The sequence below is a fragment of the Nonomuraea sp. NPDC046570 genome (assembly GCF_040645915.1).
Lineage (GTDB): Bacteria > Actinomycetota > Actinomycetes > Streptosporangiales > Streptosporangiaceae > Nonomuraea.
The window spans coordinates 57,858-74,941 of the sequence record NZ_JBEYZF010000026.1 but is presented as its reverse complement, the minus strand read 5'-3'; the positions used below and the strand labels follow the sequence as shown (position 1 = coordinate 74,941).

At 70.6% G+C, this 17,084-nt stretch carries 15 protein-coding genes; 8 read left to right on the top strand and 7 right to left on the bottom strand.

Annotated elements, in window-relative coordinates; translation table 11 throughout:
• Position 1: 1 nt before the first annotated feature.
• The 4 genes from ABZ911_RS31875 to ABZ911_RS31860 all read left to right on the top strand — a co-directional run bounded on the left by ABZ911_RS31875 (position 2) and on the right by ABZ911_RS31860 (position 5,873).
• On the top strand, positions 2–910 hold the full coding sequence (locus ABZ911_RS31875) for an ABC transporter permease (RefSeq protein ID WP_358064260.1): 909 nt from the start codon (positions 2–4) through the stop codon (positions 908–910).
• Positions 907–2,976, top strand: coding sequence for an ABC transporter ATP-binding protein (locus ABZ911_RS31870; RefSeq protein WP_358064258.1), 2,070 nt, complete (start codon positions 907–909; stop codon positions 2,974–2,976). The genes ABZ911_RS31875 and ABZ911_RS31870 overlap by 4 nt, the downstream gene beginning before the upstream one ends.
• Positions 2,977–3,005: 29 nt before the next feature.
• Complete coding sequence (locus tag ABZ911_RS31865; RefSeq protein WP_358064255.1) at positions 3,006–4,691, top strand: ABC transporter family substrate-binding protein; 1,686 nt, start codon at positions 3,006–3,008, stop codon at positions 4,689–4,691.
• Between the two features lie 90 nt (positions 4,692–4,781).
• On the top strand, positions 4,782–5,873 hold the full coding sequence (locus ABZ911_RS31860; protein WP_358064252.1) for a winged helix DNA-binding domain-containing protein: 1,092 nt from the start codon (positions 4,782–4,784) through the stop codon (positions 5,871–5,873).
• A 7-nt stretch (positions 5,874–5,880) separates the two neighbouring features.
• On the opposite strand, the gene ABZ911_RS31855 is transcribed toward ABZ911_RS31860, so the two are convergent.
• From ABZ911_RS31855 to ABZ911_RS31835, 5 genes are all read right to left on the bottom strand, one after another.
• Positions 5,881–6,738, bottom strand: a complete 858-nt coding sequence (locus ABZ911_RS31855; RefSeq protein ID WP_358064249.1) for a biotin-dependent carboxyltransferase family protein — start codon at positions 6,736–6,738, stop codon at positions 5,881–5,883.
• Complete coding sequence (locus ABZ911_RS31850) at positions 6,735–7,352, bottom strand: allophanate hydrolase subunit 1 (protein WP_358064246.1); 618 nt, start codon at positions 7,350–7,352, stop codon at positions 6,735–6,737. Before ABZ911_RS31850 ends, ABZ911_RS31855 begins: the two co-directional genes overlap by 4 nt.
• The gene (locus tag ABZ911_RS31845) at positions 7,349–8,104 is read right to left on the bottom strand and encodes a 5-oxoprolinase subunit PxpA (protein WP_358064243.1); all 756 of its coding nucleotides are present in this window, start codon (positions 8,102–8,104) and stop codon (positions 7,349–7,351) included. Before ABZ911_RS31845 ends, ABZ911_RS31850 begins: the two co-directional genes overlap by 4 nt.
• Before the next feature lie 9 nt (positions 8,105–8,113).
• Entirely contained in the window at positions 8,114–9,598 is a 1,485-nt protein-coding gene (locus ABZ911_RS31840) for a hypothetical protein (RefSeq protein WP_358064347.1), read from the bottom strand.
• Positions 9,599–9,721: 123 nt separating this feature from the next.
• The gene (locus tag ABZ911_RS31835; protein ID WP_358064240.1) at positions 9,722–9,946 is read right to left on the bottom strand and encodes a hypothetical protein; all 225 of its coding nucleotides are present in this window, start codon (positions 9,944–9,946) and stop codon (positions 9,722–9,724) included.
• Positions 9,947–10,103: 157 nt separating this feature from the next.
• Between ABZ911_RS31835 and ABZ911_RS31830 the strand changes: the two genes are divergently transcribed.
• The 3 genes from ABZ911_RS31830 to ABZ911_RS31820 all read left to right on the top strand — a co-directional run bounded on the left by ABZ911_RS31830 (position 10,104) and on the right by ABZ911_RS31820 (position 14,828).
• A complete protein-coding gene (locus ABZ911_RS31830; RefSeq protein ID WP_358064237.1) occupies positions 10,104–10,673 on the top strand; it encodes an HhH-GPD-type base excision DNA repair protein in 570 nt (189 codons plus the stop codon).
• A 194-nt stretch (positions 10,674–10,867) separates the two neighbouring features.
• Positions 10,868–12,961: a SpoIIE family protein phosphatase gene (locus ABZ911_RS31825; RefSeq protein ID WP_358064234.1), complete on the top strand. Its 2,094-nt coding sequence runs from the start codon at positions 10,868–10,870 to the stop codon at positions 12,959–12,961.
• A 244-nt stretch (positions 12,962–13,205) separates the two neighbouring features.
• Complete coding sequence (locus tag ABZ911_RS31820; RefSeq protein WP_358064231.1) at positions 13,206–14,828, top strand: RNA polymerase sigma factor; 1,623 nt, start codon at positions 13,206–13,208, stop codon at positions 14,826–14,828.
• 53 nt (positions 14,829–14,881) lie between these two features.
• Here the strand turns inward: ABZ911_RS31820 and ABZ911_RS31815 are convergent, their stop codons facing one another.
• On the bottom strand, positions 14,882–15,637 hold the full coding sequence (locus tag ABZ911_RS31815; protein ID WP_358064228.1) for a peroxide stress protein YaaA: 756 nt from the start codon (positions 15,635–15,637) through the stop codon (positions 14,882–14,884).
• 248 nt (positions 15,638–15,885) lie between these two features.
• Here ABZ911_RS31815 and ABZ911_RS31810 point away from each other — a divergent pair, with 248 nt between their 5' ends.
• Positions 15,886–16,578, top strand: a complete 693-nt coding sequence (locus tag ABZ911_RS31810) for a GNAT family N-acetyltransferase (protein ID WP_358064225.1) — start codon at positions 15,886–15,888, stop codon at positions 16,576–16,578.
• Between the two features lie 64 nt (positions 16,579–16,642).
• Here the strand turns inward: ABZ911_RS31810 and ABZ911_RS31805 are convergent, their stop codons facing one another.
• Complete coding sequence (locus ABZ911_RS31805) at positions 16,643–16,873, bottom strand: hypothetical protein (RefSeq protein WP_358064222.1); 231 nt, start codon at positions 16,871–16,873, stop codon at positions 16,643–16,645.
• Positions 16,874–17,084: the final 211 nt, after the last annotated feature.

The following is a 17,084-nucleotide window of genomic DNA, read 5'->3' as shown; positions in this document are numbered from 1 at the left end:
CGTGAGCATCGCCGAGGAGGAGTTCGCCGAGCAGCGCGACGACATCGGCAGGATCAAGGCGCCCTCCCGGATGCGGGTCGTCGCGGGACGGTTCTTCCGCTCCACGCAGGGCCGGATCGGCTTCGCGCTGCTGGCGCTGATGTTCCTGCTGGCCTTCGCCGGCCCGCTGTTCGGCGCCTGGGCCTACACCGACAAGGACTTCACCGCGTTCCTGAGCCCGCCGTCGGCCACCCACTGGTGGGGCACCCTGCAGACCGGCGCCGACGTGTACGCCGTCACCCTGCGCGGCATGCAGAAGTCGCTGATCGTCGGCCTGCTGGCCGCGCTGATCGGCACCACGCTGGCCGCGACCGTCGGCGCCTTCGCCGGCTACTTCCTCGGCTGGACCGACCGGACCCTGATGTGGGTCACCGACCTGCTCCTGGTGCTTCCGGCGTTCCTCATCCTGGCGATCATGTCGCCGCTGTTCGCGGAGGGGCAGTGGCTGCTGTTCGTGCTGATGCTCGCGCTGTTCCTGTGGATGGTCACCTCCAAGGTGGTCAGGAGCATGACGATCTCGCTGAAGGAGCGGGAGTTCGTCCACGCGGCCAGGTTCATGGGGGTCACCCCCATGAAAATCATCTTTCGGCACATCATCCCGAACATGTCCTCGCTGCTGGTCGTCGACGCGACGCTGAGCGTCAGCGCCGCGATCCTCACCGAGACCTCGCTGTCCTACTTCGGGTTCGGCATCCAGCCGCCCGACGTGTCCCTCGGCAGCCTGATCGCCGACGGCGCCAAGACCGCGATCTACGCGCCCTGGACGTTCTGGTTCAGTGCGGGGCTGTTGATCGTCACCGTGCTCGCGGTCAACCTGGTCGGCGACGCGCTGCGCGACGCGTTCGACCCCGCCTCGAAGAGGAGCTCATGACGGTCCTGCGGGTCACCGACCTCCACGTGCGCTTCGGAGACGTGCACGCCGTCCGCGGCGTCGGCTACGAGGTGGCCGCGGGCGAGGTGCTCGGCATCGTGGGCGAGTCCGGCTCCGGCAAGTCGGTCACCGCCCAGGCCGTGATGGGCCTGCTGCCCCCGCACGCCCGCGTCACCGGCTCGGTGCGCCTGCACGGCCGCGAGCTGATCGGCGCGCCGGAGCGGACGCTCACCGCCGTCCGCGGCAAGACGATCTCGATGGTGTTCCAGGACCCGCTGTCCGCGCTGACCCCCGTCTACCGGGTCGGCGACCAGATCGCCGAGGCGGTCCGCGTACACCAGAGGCTGAGCAAGGAGCGGGCCGACATCAAGGCCGTCGAACTGCTCGACCTGGTGGGCATCCCCAATCCCGGCGAGCGCGCCAGGGCCTTTCCACACGAGTTCTCCGGCGGCATGCGGCAGCGCGCGATGATCGCGATGGCCATCGCCAACGACCCCGACGTGATCATCTGCGACGAGCCGACGACCGCGCTCGACGTCACCATCCAGGCCCAGGTCCTCGACGTGCTGAAGAAGGCGCAGCGGGAGACCGGGGCGGCCATCGTGATGATCACCCACGATCTGGGGGTGGTCGCCGGGTTCGTCGACCGGGTGCTGGTGATGTACGCGGGGCGGCCGGTCGAGGTGGGGGACGTCGACGACATCTACTACCGCCCGCGCATGCCGTACACGATGGGGTTGCTCGGGTCGGTGCCCCGGTTGGACGCCGGGGGTGGGCGGTCGTTGGTGCCGATCGAGGGGACGCCGCCGTCGCCCGCGGCGCTGCCGCCCGGATGCCCCTTCGAGCCGCGGTGCCCGATGGCGATCGAGGCGTGCGTTGACGCCGAGCCGCCGCTGGTCCCCGTGGACGGGGTCGAGCACCTGGCCGCCTGCATCCGCGCGGAGGAGATCAGCAGGGAGGACCTGACGCCCGCCGAGGTGTACGACGTGACGGAGGGGGTCCAGGGCAGGCACGCCGCCGCGCCCCCGGCGCCCGAGCCCGTCGCGCGGCGGGCCCGGCAGGAGCGGGAGCGGATCCTGGCCGTCACCGGGCTGGTCAAGCACTACCCGCTCATGAAGGGGGCGGTGTTCAGGCGCCGGGTCGGCACCGTGTTCGCCGTCGACGGGATCGACTTCGACGTGCGCGAGGGCGAGACGCTCGGGCTGGTGGGGGAGTCGGGGTGCGGCAAGACGACCACACTGATGGAGATCCTGGAGCTGGCCAAGCCGCAGGCGGGCGTGATCGAGGTGCTCGGGCGGGAGGCCGGGCGGCTCACCGGGCGGCAGCGCATGGCCGTACGGCGCGACATGCAGGTGGTCTTCCAGGACCCGCTGGCCTCGCTCGACCCCAGGATGACCGTCTACGACATCCTCGCCGAGCCGCTGCGCACCCACGGCCGCAACGACGTCGGGCCGCGCGTGCGCGAACTGCTCGCCCTGGTCGGCCTCGAAACCGCGCACGCCGCCCGCTACCCGCAGGACTTCTCCGGCGGGCAGCGCCAGCGCGTCGGCATCGCCAGGGCGCTGGCCCTCGAACCCCGGTTCCTGGTGCTCGACGAGCCGGTCTCCGCGCTGGACGTGTCGATCCAGGCCGGGGTGCTCAACCTGCTGGCGGACCTGAAACGGCGGCTGGGCCTGTCCTACCTGTTCGTCGGGCACGACCTGGCCGTGGTCAGGCACATCGCCGACCGGGTCGCGGTGATGTACCTCGGCAGGATCGCCGAGATCGGGCAGGTCGACGCGGTCTACGACGCCCCCATGCACCCCTACACGCAGGCGTTGCTGTCGGCCGTCCCGCTGCCGGACCCGGTACGCGAACGCTCCCGGCGGCGCATCCTGCTCGAAGGTGACCTGCCCAGCCCGGCCAACCCGCCCTCCGGCTGCCGGTTCCGCACCCGCTGCCCCAAGTTCAGGACCCTCACCGAGAGCGACCGCGCCGTGTGCGTGGAGATCGAGCCGCAGGTGCGCAGGCTCGGCCCCGATCACGGCGCGGCATGCCACTACGCCGAGAAGCTCGACGTCGTCTAGGAGGAACTTTGAGATCTACCCGGCTTGCCATGGTTCTGGCCGTGGCCGGTTCGCTGGCTCTGGCGGGCTGCGGAGGCGGCGGCCCGGGCGACGAGCGCGGCGGCGAGACCGCCGGGCCGCCCCAGACCATGAAGGCCTTCGATGTGAACCCCCGGCCGCGCGCCGCGGTGAAGGACGGCGGCACGCTGCGCTGGGGGCTGAACGAGTTCCCCACCCAGTGGAACATGAACCACGTCGACGGCAACTCCGCGATGGTGAAGAAGGTGATCGACGCGGTCATGCCCATGCCGTTCAAGTCCAACGAGAAGGCCGAGATCTTCGTCAACCCCGACTACCTCGTCGACGGGAAGGTCACCGGGACCGACCCCAAGCAGGTCGTCACTCTGCACCTCAACCCCAGCGCCAAGTGGTCCAACGGCACGCCGATCACCTGGGCCGACTACGAGGCCCAGTGGAAGGCGATGAACGGCGCGAACGCCGACTTCCGGACCGCCTCCACCACCGGCTACCAGGACATCGAGCGCGTCGCCAAAGGCAAGGACGCCTACGAGGTCGTCATCACCTTCAAGAACGACTTCGGCGACTGGCAGGCGCTGTTCTCGCCGCTCTACCCCAAGGCCACCAACGGTACGCCCGAGGCGTTCAACACCACCTGGCTGAACAAGATCCCGGTGACCGCCGGACCCTTCACGTTCAAGGACTTCGACCAGACGGCCAAGACCATCACCCTCGTCAGAGACGACCGATGGTGGGGCGACAGGGCCAAACTCGACCGGATCATCTTCCGCTCGATGGAGAGCGACTCCCTGGTCGGCGCCTTCACCAACGGCGAACTCGACACCTTCGACGTCGGTCCCTCCGCCCCCGACTACGCCAGGGCCAAGGGCGCCCAGGGCGCGATCGTCCGGCAGGCGGCCGGGCCAGACTTCCGGCATATCACGGTCAACGGGTCCAGCCCCGCGCTCTCCGACACCAGCGTGCGCCAGGCCCTCGCGATGGGCATCAACCGCGACGCGATCACCCAGTCCGACCTGCAGGGCCTCGACTGGCCTGTGACGCCGCTGAACAACCACTTCTTCATGAACACCCAGGAGGGCTACCAGGACAACGCCGGCCCGCTCGGCGTCTACGACCTGGAGAAGGCCAAGCTGGCCCTCGACACGGCCGGCTGGAAGCTCAACGGCCAGACCCGGATGAAGAACGGCAAGCCGCTGGCGCTGCGCTTCGTCATGCCGTCGGGGCGGCAACTCACCAAGTCCGAGGGCGAACTGCTGCAGAACATGCTCGGCCAGCTCGGGATCAAGGTGACCCTGCAGGCGGTGCCGAGCGATGACTTCTTCACCAAGTACATCATCCCCGGCAACTACGACTTCACCGCCTTCTCCTATGTCGGCACCCCGTTCCCGGTCTCCAGCGGGTACGGCATCTACGCCGACGCCGCCACCGACTCCAAGGGCCAGAAGCAGTGGAACGCCAACTTCGGCCGCATCGGCTCCCCGGAGATCGACGAGGCGATGCAGAAGGCGACCGCCGAGCTGGACCCGGTCAGCGCTCGCGCGGCGACCAACGCCGCCGACAAGCTGATCTGGCAGGCGGTCAACGTGATCCCGCTGTACCAGCACCCGCAGAACGTCGCGGTGAAGAACACCCTGGCCAACATCGGGGCCCGCGGGTTCTACGACCTCAGATACCAGGACATCGGGTTCACCGGCTGACCTGGCGGGCGGGCCTCTTGACAAGCCTGTCAAGAGGCCCCCTTCCAGGGGGTCGTCACTCTGTCGGTGGAACGGTATAAAAGTGGACCCGTGAAGATTTCGCTCACCTGGCCCCAGATCCTCGCCTGGCGCCTGCGCCGCCAGTTCGTCGCCGGAGCGGACGGCCCCGGCGTCGTCGAGATCGCGCGGCGGCTGTGCGGGGTGCAGACCCAGGTCCCCTCCTCCGCCCGGCTCGCGGTCGCGGTGCGCAGCGCCGACCCCGACCCCGGCGCGGTCGATCGGGCGCTGTGGCACGACCGCACCCTCACCAAGACATGGATCATGCGCGGCACCCTGCACCTGCTCCCCGCCGAGGAGCTGGCCGACTACTGCGCGGCGCTCGGCACGCTGCGCTTCTGGGAGAAGGGCTCCTGGCAGCGCGGCCACGGGGTCACCACCGCCGAGATCGAGGCGATCATCGAGGCGGTGCCCAAGGTTCTGGAGGGCGCCTGCCTCACCCGCGAGGAGCTGGTCGAGGCCGTCGTCGAGGTGACCGGCGATGCCCACCTGCGCCAGGCGCTCACCTCCGGCTGGGGCGCCCTGCTCAAGCCGCTCAGCCGCCTCGGCGAGCTGTGCTACGGGCCGCCGCGCGACGGCAGGGTGACCTTCACCGCCCCGCGCGGCTGGCTGCCCTCCTGGCCCGGGATGCCGCCCACCGCCGCGGAGGCGGGCGTGCGGGTGGCGCGGGCCTTCCTCGGCGCGCACGGGCCCGCGACGCCCGAGATGCTCGACACCTGGCTGTTCGGCGGCGTGGCCCGCAAGGCGGTGCTGCGCGGCTGGTTCCGCGACCTGGCGGGCGAGCTCACCGAGGTTGAGGTGGCGGGCCGGCCGCTGCTCGCGCTCACCGAGCACCTCGACGACCTCACCGCGCAGCCGCCCTCCGACGCGGTGCACCTGCTGCCGGGCTTCGACCAGTTCATCCTGGGCGCGCCGCGCGGCCTGGAGGCGCTCATCCCCGCCGGGGTGAAGGCCAAGGTCAGCCGGGCGGCGGGGTGGATCTCGCCGGTCGTGGTGCACGAAGGGCGGGTGGCGGGGGTCTGGGAGCCCGAGGGAGGCACTGTCGCCCTCGACCTGTTCGAGCCGGTCCCGGCGGACCTGCTGGCTATCGCGGTGCAGCGGATGGAGACACTGCTGGCCGCCTGACCTGCGGCTATCCGCGCGGTGTCGTCCAGGTGAAGCGGACCTCGTCGCCGGGGCGTAGCTGGGCGACCGACGGCAGGTCGGCTGAGGCCACCACGCCGATCACCGGGTAGCCGCCGGTCGGCGGGTGGTCGGCGAGGAAGACGATCGGCTGGCCGCTCGGCGGCACCTGGATCGCGCCCTCCACCATGCCCTCGCTGGGCAGCTCGCCCTCCCTGGCCCGTTCCAGGGCGCGTCCGCGCAGCCGTACGCCGACCCGGTTGCTGTCCTGGGTGACCGCGTAGGGGTGCGCGCACAGAGCCGCGAGTGACTCGTGGGTGAACCAGTCGTCGCGCGGGCCGCGCAGCACCCGCAGCGCGGGGGAGGGGGCGGCGCGCGGCGGCGCGACGTCCACCGCGATCGGGTCCAGGCCGGTCACCGGCCCGATCGGCAGCGTCGTGCCCCTGCGCAGCGGCGCGGGGCCGAGACCCGACAGGGAGTCGGTGGCGCGGCTGCCGAGGACGGTCTCGACCGCGATGCCGCCGCGTACCCCGAGGTAGGTGCGCAGGCCCCGGGAGGGCGCGCCGATCCGCAGTTCGGCGCCCGGCGGCAGCCAGAAGGGCGCGTCCATGCCGTGCGCGGCCCAGGCCTCCAGCGGGCAGGGCGCGCCGGTGAGCGCGACCCAGGCGCCCTCCAGGAAGCGCAGCCGCGCCCCGCCGAAGGTCAGCTCGATCCCCGCCGCCCCCTCGGCGTTGCCGACGAGCCGGTTGGCCAGCCGCAGCGCGGCCGAGTCCGCCGCCCCCGACCGCGGCACCCCCAGGTGCGCGTATCCGGGCCGGCCCAGATCCTGCACCGTGGCGTACGGCCCCGGCGCCAGTACCTCGATCACGTGGCCTCGAACCGCACGCGGGTCCCAGGCCGGAACAGCGCGGGCGGATCGGCCGTGACGTCCCACACCCGCAGGTCGGTACGCCCGAGCAGCCGCCACCCGCCCGGCGAGGCCGTGGGATAGACCGCCGAGTACGGCCCGGCGATCGCCACCGACCCGGCCGGCACCGACGTCCGCGGGGTGGCCAGCCGCGGCAGGTGCAGCACGGGATCGAGCCCGGTCAGATAGGCGAACCCGGGCGCGAACCCCAGCCACCCCACCACCAGCTCCGCCCCGGTGTGCCTGGCGATCACCTCGGCCACCCCGACGCCCGCCTCGGCCGCCACCTCCTCCAGATCGGCCCCGTCGTACACCACCGGAACCGTGACCACCCGGACCCCACCGCCCACCCCGCCACCACCGGCCGCCCGCGCGCGCTCCAGCAGCCTGCCCAGCCTGGCCCGCGTCGCACCCGGATCGGCCCCCGGCGCCACCACCAGCACGGTCTCGGGGCCCGGCACGATCTCCACCACCCCCGCGGGCGGTTCGGCGCGCAGCAGACCGTCCAGGGCGTGCGACAGCGCCAGCGAACCGGTCTCCACCAGCAGCCCGTGCTCCCCGGCCGTCCTGATCACGCGAACGCCTGAACGACCACTCCTGCTCCCAGCAGGCCATCCCGTACGGCCCGCGCCAGCAGGACCGCGTCGGGGGTGTCGCCGTGCACGCACATCGAACGCGCGTCCACCCGCACCGACGACCCGTCGACCGCGGTCACCAGCCCCTCCACGGCCATCCGCACCGCGCGGGCGGCGACCTGGGCCGGATCGTGGAGCACCGCGCCCGGCTCCCGCCGGGACACCAGGCGCCCCTCGGGCGTGTAGGCGCGGTCGGCGAACGCCTCGGTGACCGTCGGCACGCCCAGCTCCGCCGCGACGGCGTGCACCGCGGAGCCGGGCAGCGTCAGCACCGGCAGCGCCGGATCGTAGTCGGCCACGGCCGAGACGACCGCCTCGGCCTGCACGGGGTCGCGCACGATCCGGTTGTAGAGCGCGCCGTGCGGCTTGACGTACGACACCCGCCCGCCCATGGCCCGCGCGATGCCGTCGACGGCGGCGAGCTGGTAGAGCACCTCGGCGCACAGCTCCTCGGGCTCGGCGTCCATCTCCCTGCGGCCGAAGTGGGCCAGGTCGCGGTACGACACCTGGGCGCCGATGGAGACCCCCCGGTCGACGGCCGCCGCGCAGGTGCGCCTGATCGTGACGGGGTCGCCCGCGTGGAAACCGCAGGCCACATTGGCGCTCGTGACGATGTCGAGCAGCGCGAGGTCGTCGCCGAGCCGCCAGACGCCGAATCCCTCGCCGAGATCCGCGTTGAGGTCGATCACCATATGAACACGCTATATCTCGTCAGGGATGTCGGCGATGTCGTCGAGCGCCGCGGCGAGTTCCTCCGGGTCGCCGCCCATCCGCTCGGCGATCTCGATCAGCACGTGCAGCACGTCGTGGCGGTCGTGGCCGAGGTCGAGCAGCCGCTGGGCGGCCTCCCACAGCTGCGGCGGGTCGCCCTCCCAGAGCCGGGTGGCGATCTCCTCGTGCCAGGCCAGATGCTCCTCGTAGTCGTCCCGCCCGGTCTCCACGACGTGGTCGATCTCCAGCAGGGTCCTGCGGTCGGCGTCGTCGGCCGGGTTGAGCCGGTCGAGGTCGACGTCGCCGTGCACGCCCTGCAGGAACGGGAAGGCGAAGACCCGCCTGGCCAGCGCCGACAGGTCGCCGTCCGGCAGCAGCCGCTCCAGCAGCGCCAGGTCGAGCCCGAAGGAGGTCGGGTCCTTGTACACCTCGCCCCAGCGGCCCGTCGCCTCCCAGACGGCGTCCAGCGTCGCCTTCAGCCCCTGCTCGGGCAGCCCGGTACGGCGGGCGGCGAAGCGCACCCACGCCGACAGCACGTGCGGCATCGCCTCCTGCTCGGCCTGGCTGAGCATCACCTTGCGCGGCAGCCAGTCCAGCAGGAACGTCTCGCACTTGGTCGGGCTCACCCGCAGCGGCCGGCTGAAGTCCTGCTCGCAGCCGTAGTCGATGATGTGGTCGGCGCAGCGCGAGGCGGCCGACGGGTCCGACAGGTGCTCGGCGGCGTCGGAGGCGAGGAACTCGGCCGCCAGCATGGCCCGCCGCTCACGGCTGTAGGGCGCCTCGATGTGCAGCGGCGCGGGCCGCTTGCGCCCGGGCGGCAGCGCCTTGAGGCGGGAGCGGGCGAAGGCGTGGTAGGCGCTGTAGCTGTCGCTGACCGGGGGCGGGGTCTTGGGCTCGCGCGTCGCCTTCATCGCCGACTCCAGCAGCGCCCTGGCCTGCTGCGGCTCGATCTCCTCGAACAGCAGCATCGGGTTGGCCTCGGCCTCCGCCCTGGCCTGCTCCAGGAGCTTGTCGACCTGCGAGGAGACCCAGGCGTCGCGCGCCATGCCCGACATGTTGTAGTCGACGACCAGTACCAGCGCGTGCCTGTCCTGGCCGCTGTAGGCGAAGGTGCACACCACGGTGTCCTGGTCGCCGTAGGCGTCGCGGGAGACGTAGCAGCCGGTGGGTTTGACCGCGCCGACCCGGTCGGCCCAGCCGGGCCTGGCCACGCCCGACTCCATCATCGCCAGCGCCGCGCCCTCGGCCTTGGCGCCCTGGCGGGCCGTACCCAGGTAGGCCAGGCAGATCAGCAGCGTCAGCGAGGCCGGGGTGCCGGCCTTGGCCGCGTAGTCGACCAGCCCCTCACCGAGGACCTGCTCCACGTCGCCGCCGCGCAACCGCCTGCCCCACCACGCGCCGACCATGTCGGAGACCATCAGCTCCGCGTCGAGAGGACTGCGTACGGCGAGCAGTTCGCGGGCCGCCTGAACCATCTCGGCGAAGACATCGTCCGGCGGAGTGCTCTCCCGTGGGTCTCGTCGGTGTCGGCGCACGCCCTCACTCTCTCGCATTCCAGGCGCAAACGGTGCGTAGAACGCGGCCTGGTGACCCCGATGTTATCGGGCGAGGCGCGGCGGAGGTGCGGAGTTGACGAGCGCGAGCAGATGCTCCCTCGCGATGCGCTCGACGATGTCGGGCGTCGCCTCGATCCCGAGGTGCTCCGCGCAGGCGAGGACGTCACCCACGCAGCGGTCGATCGTGTCCACGGGCACGGTCAGGAACTCGGAGGCCAGGCGGAGGCTCACCGGTTCCTTGATGAAGCGTGTGGCCAGAGCGAGCATAGCTGTGAGATTCCTCGGGACACTCAAGGGCAAACCCCTAGGAACGGACTCAAGGGGAGACTTTGCGTTCCCATTCCATAGGTTCCCGGGCGAGTGTCAACCCTCTCTGCGGTCTGTGTTCGCTTCTTCGGCGAGCCTTTCGTGCGAAGCTGTTGCCATGCGCATCCAGCTCGCCCAGCGGACTGAGGCCGACGCACTGCTCGGCCGCAGTCCACTCGCCCTGCTCGTCGGCATGTTGCTCGACCAGCAGGTGGCGATGGAGTGGGCCTTCACCGGCCCCTACACCATCTCCGAGCGGCTCGGGCACGACCTGACGGCCGAGGAGATCGCGTCCTATGATCCTGAGGCGTTCGCGGCACTGCTCGCGCGCAAACCCGCCGTTCATCGTTACCCGACCTCGATGGCGGGCAGAGTGCAGGCGCTCGCGGCCTACCTCGTCGAGCACTACGACGGCGCTCCCGAGGGGATCTGGACCGATGTCACGGACGGCCGGGAACTACTCAGGAGGCTGCAGGAGCTTCCAGGGTACGGCAGGCAGAAGGCGCAGATCTTCCTGGCCCTGCTGGGCAAGCAGCTCGGCGTCCGGCCGCCCGGCTGGCGCGAGGCCGCCGGACCCTACGGCGAGGAGGGCTCCCATCGCTCGGTGGCCGACGTCGTCGACGCCGAGAGTCTGGACAGGGTCCGCGCCGCCAAACAGGAGGCGAAGAAGGCCGCCAAGGCCCAGTAGCTTGATCTTGCTGCGCACAGTGGAGCGATTTTGACAGGATGCGTTGACCGTATGGCGCCCGGGGCTTCCGTCCGCGCATGCCCATCGCCGATGATGTACAGCAGAATCCGGTCGCCCGGAGATGCGCTACGCCGAAACACAGTTATGGAGATGTGCCGCGTGGGAGACCCTGGCACGCGATGGAGGTGCCGACCATGAGCGCCGAGACCTCCGTGCCCCGTCCCCGGGAGTCGGGTGTGGACATCTCCGACTCCGGTCTGTTCAGGGGCCTGATGTCCGAGGCGGAGTTCGCCTTCGCCTTCTTCGATCCCGAAGGTCGCATCCAGCGGGTCAACGACGTCTTCACCGACATCGTCGGCGTGCCCGTGGACCGCCTGGCCGGCGAGTTGCCGGCCGAGGCGCTGCCCGCCGATCTCAGCCAGCTCATCGCACACGCCGTCCAGGGTGTCCTGGAGAGTGACGGCCCGGTCACCGAGGGCCGTGTGCGGGTCCGGACGGCCGAGGGCGACACGCGGCACTGGTCGCTGTCGTTCTCGCCTGTGCACGACGACCAGGGCGAGCTGCGCGCGGTCGCGCTGGTCGGGGCCGACGTGACCGAGAGCCGCCAGACCGAGGAGGACCTGCGCCGGAGCGAGGAGCGTTACCGCTCGCTCGTCGAAGCGCAGTCCCAGCTCGTCTGGATCACCTCGCCCACCGGCGCGGTCATCGAGGACGCGCCCCAGTGGCGCGCCATCACCGGCCAGGGCCTGGAGGAGTACCTCGCGCTCGGCTGGCTGGAGGCCGTGCACCCCGACGAGCGCCAGCACACCGAGGAGGTGTGGCGCGAGGCCCTGCGCGGCCGGACCATGTTCGAGTGGAACTACCGGGTCCGCACCAGGGCCAGCGGCTACCGCTACTTCGAGGTGCGGGCCGTGCCGATCATCAGGCACGGCCGGGTGGTGGAGTGGGTCGGCGCCAACACCGACGTCACCCCGCAGCGCGAGGCCGAGGAGATGCGCGGCAGGCTGACCGACCAGCTCGGCGCGGCTGCCCTGCGGACCGCCAGGCTGCAGGGCGCCACGGCCATACTGGCCGAGGCGCTGACCGTGGAGCAGGTCGTCCAGGTCATCATCGACGTCGGCCGTACGGCCCTGGCCGCGGACCGCTCGGCGGTCGCGCTGCTGGACCCCGACCGGGCCGCGCTCAAGGTGATCAACGGCGGTGGCGGCTCCGACGTGTCCGGCATGTCGGGCGAGGAGATCCCGCTCTCCCAGTCCAACGTGATGACCATGGCGGTCAACAGCCGCAGGCCGGTCTTCGCCGAGTCGCCCGAGAGCCTGAAGGCGCAGCTCCTGGACGCCGGCGGCGAGGTGGACGTGCTGACCGGCTACCTGGCCCAGAGCGACGAGCGGGCCTGGGTGGGCCTGCCGCTGCTGGCGGCCGGCCGGGCCCTCGGGGCGCTGCGCTTCTCCTTCACCAGGCCGCAGAAGATCTCCCAGGAGGACGGCGTCTTCCTGGAGGCGCTGGCCGGGCAGTGCGCGCTGGCCGTCGAGCGCGCCACGCTGTTCGAGCGTGAGCACCGCACCGCCGAGACGCTGCAGCGCAGCCTGCTGCCCGACCGCCTGCCGGTGGTCAAGGGCCTCGTGCTGGCCCAGCGCTTCCGCTCGGGCAGCCGCCATGTGCAGGTCGGCGGCGACTGGTACGACGCGTTCGTGCTGCAGGACGGCCGGGTCGCGGCGGTGGTGGGCGACGTCATGGGCAAGGGCGTCAAGGCCGCGGCGGGCATGGGCCGCATCCGCAACGCCATGCGCGCCCTGGCGCTGACCAATCCGCCGCCCGCGGCGGTGCTCACGGGTCTCGACCGGGTCTTCGAGGCGACGGAGGAGGAAGAGCAGGTCACGACCCTGGCGTACATGGTCGTCGAGCCCGGCACCGGAGAGGGCACGCTGGCGCTGGCCGGTCACCCGCCGCCCGTGCTGGTCTCCCCGCAGGGCACCGCGGTCCTCTGCGACGCCCAGCCCGGCACGCCGCTCGGCTGGCCCACCTCGCGTCGGCAGTTCAGGTTCGTGGTCCCGCCCGGCCACACCGCCGTGCTGTACTCCGACGGCATGGTGGAGAACCGCAAACGAGGGCTGGACACGGGACTCGCGGAGCTTTGCTCGGTTGTAACCGAAGCGCCACCTGAAGTGGTGAGTAATCCGCATATGCTGCTGGACTTCCTGGTTGACAGGATGCTGTCCGGATATGAGCAGGATGACGATGTCACCGCGCTCGCGATCCACGTTCCCGCTGCCACGAAGAGTGACTGAATGAAACAGTCATAAGGGTTGCTTTCGGGTATCAGTGGCCCGCTTCCGGTACGCACTACTGTTCAGGTCGGCCTAGGGTGGAGGTCAACCGCCGGGAGGTGGCCGTGTTGAGTCCGTGGTCGTGCCAGAATGCTGGGCAGGTCCGTCGCGATCCGCACGGCCGCACCAACTCTTCCGAGAGAGGCATCGCCCCCCAGCGGGCATCTGGGTCCATTGTCGCCATGCGTTCGTTCGAGAGGTGTTCGTGTCGCCTGCAAGTTCGACTCGCTCGAAGCCATCTGAGCTGAACGAGCCCGTCATTCAGCGACTGCTCGAGCGTGGGCGCTCGCAGGGTTTCCTCGAGTCTGAGGATGTCCGCCAGGCCTTCGAGGAGGCGGACATCCCGATGTCGCAAGCCGCGGGGGTCCTGCGGACCCTCAGCAAAGAGGGCGTGACCGTCCGGCTCACCGCCGCTGACTCGGCGGCGCCGAAGAAGTCTCGTGGACCAGCAAAGCGCCGCACCGCTGCCCCCGTCAAGACGAAGGCCGCAGCGGCCGCCAAAGAGCAGCAGCCCGAGACCGTGACCGCGGTCGTGGGCGCAGCCGAAGCCGAGCCCGCCGCCAAGAAGGCGGCACCCGCCAAGAAGGCCGCTCCCGCGGCCAAGAAGGCGGCGGCTCCCGCCAAGAAGGCCAAGCCCGAGAACGGAACGGGCCCGGCCGATACCAAGCCCAAGTCCTCCGACGACGATGACGAGGACATCGAGCTCGACGGCGACGTCGAGCTGGAAGACCTCGAGGACATCGACGTCGAGGAGGAGGTCGTCGCCGAATCGGACTCCGAGGTGGAGGCCGAGGCCGACGACGACACCGACGAGGAGCCCAAGCCCGAGGCCGTCGCCAAGGTCGCCGAGGAAGAAGTCCTCATCCTGTCCGACGACGACGACGACGCCCCCGTGGCGCAGGTCGCCGCCGCCGGAGCCACCGCCGACCCGGTCAAGGACTACCTGAAGCAGATCGGCAAGGTCCCCCTGCTCAACGCCGAGCAGGAGGTCGAGCTGGCCAAGCGCATCGAGGCGGGCCTGTTCGCCGAGGAGCAGCTCGGCGGCGAGGTCGAGAAGCTGCCCGTCGACGTGCGAGCCGAACTCGAATGGATCGCCGAAGACGGTCGCCGGGCCAAGAACCACCTGCTCGAGGCCAACCTGCGCCTGGTCGTCTCGCTGGCCAAGCGTTACACCGGGCGTGGCATGCTCTTCCTCGACCTGATCCAGGAGGGCAACCTCGGTCTGATCAGGGCCGTGGAGAAGTTCGACTACACCAAGGGTTACAAGTTCTCCACCTACGCCACGTGGTGGATCCGGCAGGCGATCACCAGGGCCATGGCCGACCAGGCGCGGACCATCCGCATCCCGGTCCACATGGTCGAAGTGATCAACAAGCTGGCCAGGGTGCAGCGGCAGATGCTGCAGGACCTCGGCCGCGAGCCCACGCCGGAGGAACTCGCCCGCGAGCTGGACATGACGCCCGAGAAGGTCGTCGAGGTCCAGAAGTACGGGCGCGAGCCCATCTCGCTGCACACCCCCCTCGGTGAGGAGGGTGACAGCGAGTTCGGAGACCTCATCGAGGACTCCGAGGCCATCGTGCCGGCCGACGCCGTCAGCTTCACGCTGCTGCAGGAGCAGCTGCACTCCGTTCTCGACACGCTGTCGGAGCGCGAGGCGGGCGTCGTGTCGATGCGGTTCGGTCTCACCGACGGCCAGCCCAAGACACTCGACGAGATCGGCAAGGTCTATGGCGTGACCCGTGAGCGGATCCGCCAGATCGAGTCGAAGACGATGTCCAAGCTGCGTCACCCGTCCCGGTCGCAGGTTCTGCGCGACTACCTGGACTAGGTTCTCGCGTCTCGAAGGGGTACGGCTCGCGCGAGCCGTACCCCTTTGTGCGTTCACTTCGGTGTGGATTCGTCGGTGACGTCCACGTCGAGGGTCCACGGTTTGCCGGCTCGGGGGGCTTCGCCCAGGCGGGCCGCGTAGCCGAGGTCGTCGAGGATCTTGGCCAGTTCGTCCGGCGTCGACGGGGCCGCGCCGCACTCCAGGAGGGCTCGGGCGATCTCGCCCCTGGTGGCCTTGGCCATGTGGCTGACGACCTTGCCGTCCCTGAGGACCCGCACCGCCACCGCCCGCCCGCCGGGCTGCCAGGCGGCGGTGTACGTGACCGAACGCATGTCGACGACCAGCCCCGGCAGGCGATCGAGCTCCTTGGCCAGCTTCGGCCGCCAGTACGCGGCCAGCCCGCCGACGGACGGCAGCGCGACCCCCATCGACAGCCGGTACGGCGGCACGCGATCGCTGATCCTGAGCACGCCCCACAGCCCGGAGAAGATCAGCACGGACTCCTCGGCCCTGGCCCGGGCGGCGGGGGAGAGGGTCGCCAGCCCCAGGTTGTCGTACAGCACCCCTGTGTACAGCTCGGCCGCCGGGAGGGTGGCCGCCTCGCGCAGGGCCAGATTCTTGGCCAGCTCAGGCGCGAGCCCCTCGGTCAGCCCGAGCGTGGTCAGCGCGCCGCGTCCCTTGGACACCCGCATGAGGGTTTTGAGCACCCGCTCGCGAGGCTTGGCGAGCGCGGGGAAGGACAGCTCGCCCAGCGGTGGACCGTTCCCCTGGGACGCCTTGCCCTCCGACGGCGGCAACAGAATCAACACGATCCCGCAGCTTATTAGTCTCACCCTCCACCCCGGGACCCGGTCCCACCCGAACCCGCGGCACGAACCGCCCATACCCCCATGTACGGCCACACTCTGCCCGCGGACACCTTCTCTTCGACACGCCCGACACGCCCGAAGGGCGGGGTGAATCTTGTGGAGTGAGGCGCGGAGTCGCCTCGCCAGGCGTCAGGGGTAGTTCTGTGGTTAGAGTGCCGTTCGTGTCCGTTTCTATGGATTTTGAGGCGTTGATTGATCAGGCCTGGCCCGCGCTGGAGCGGGAGACCGTGGACGGCTGGACGTTCAGAAGCGCTGGAGGTGTGACCAAGCGGGCCAACTCCGTCATGGTGATCGGCGAGCCGGCGGACCTGGACGGGGTGATCGAGGCGGCGGAGAAGTACTACGCCGATCGCGGGCTGCCCACACTGTTCACGCTGGGCGGGCAGGCACCGGCCGGGCTCGACGGGGTGCTGGAGGAGCGCGGCTACCGGCTCGCCGACCCGGTGCTGTGCATGACCGGGCCGGTCGCGGACACCGGGATCGCGCACGAGGTGCGGATCGAGGAGCGGACCTGGGCGGGCTGGCTGGAGTCGTGGTGGTCGGTCGACGGGCGCTATGGCGAGGGATACGAGACGGCCGAGCGCATCGCCGGCGGGGTACCGGCCTGGTACGCCGCGGTGGAGGAGGGCGGGACGGCGGTCGCGGTCGGGCGGGCCGTACTCCAGGGGGACACCGTGGGTGTCTACTGCATGGCGACGCTGCCGCGGGTGCGGCGGCGCGGGCTGGCCCGCAGTGTGCTGCGCGCGCTGGTACGGCAGGGCGCGCGGGCGGGCGCCCGGTCGGCGTACCTCGTCGTCATGGCGGAGAACACGGCCGCCGTGGACTTCTACCGGGGTGAAGGATTCACCGAAAGCAGTGGATACCACTACAGAATCAAGTGAAAAGCGAACGCGACGGCCCCGGGAACGGCGGCCGCCGCGTTCGTTCGTCGTGCTATGGAATTATCTAGCGTTCTTCTGATCTAGAGGATGAGGGAGTTTCGCTGAGACGGGCGGACTCGTCCAGGATGTCGGCGCCCTTATCGCGCAACGCGGCCACGTGCTGACGCCCGTGGTGGGCGCAGAACAGCAGCTCCCCGCCTACCGGCAGGGTCGCGCGAATGTATGCCTGGGCGCCGCAACGGTCGCAGCGGTCGAGGGCCGTCAGCGGCTTAACGGGGGCGAGAGCTCCAGTCACGTATCGCCTTTCGGGTCACCCCCGCCGAAGCGAGGATCTGGCGTCAGTCACTTGGACAACATCTAACCGGACGAGGACGTTCCCAATCACCTGGTCTCTACGCCGAGAGCGGAATGTGTCCGGAGGTAACGCCGAACACGCCGTTGGTCACGGCAAACGTGCCGTGCTGGCAAGCTTGTACCCGCGTCAGCGGGAAGAACGGTAGGCTGCG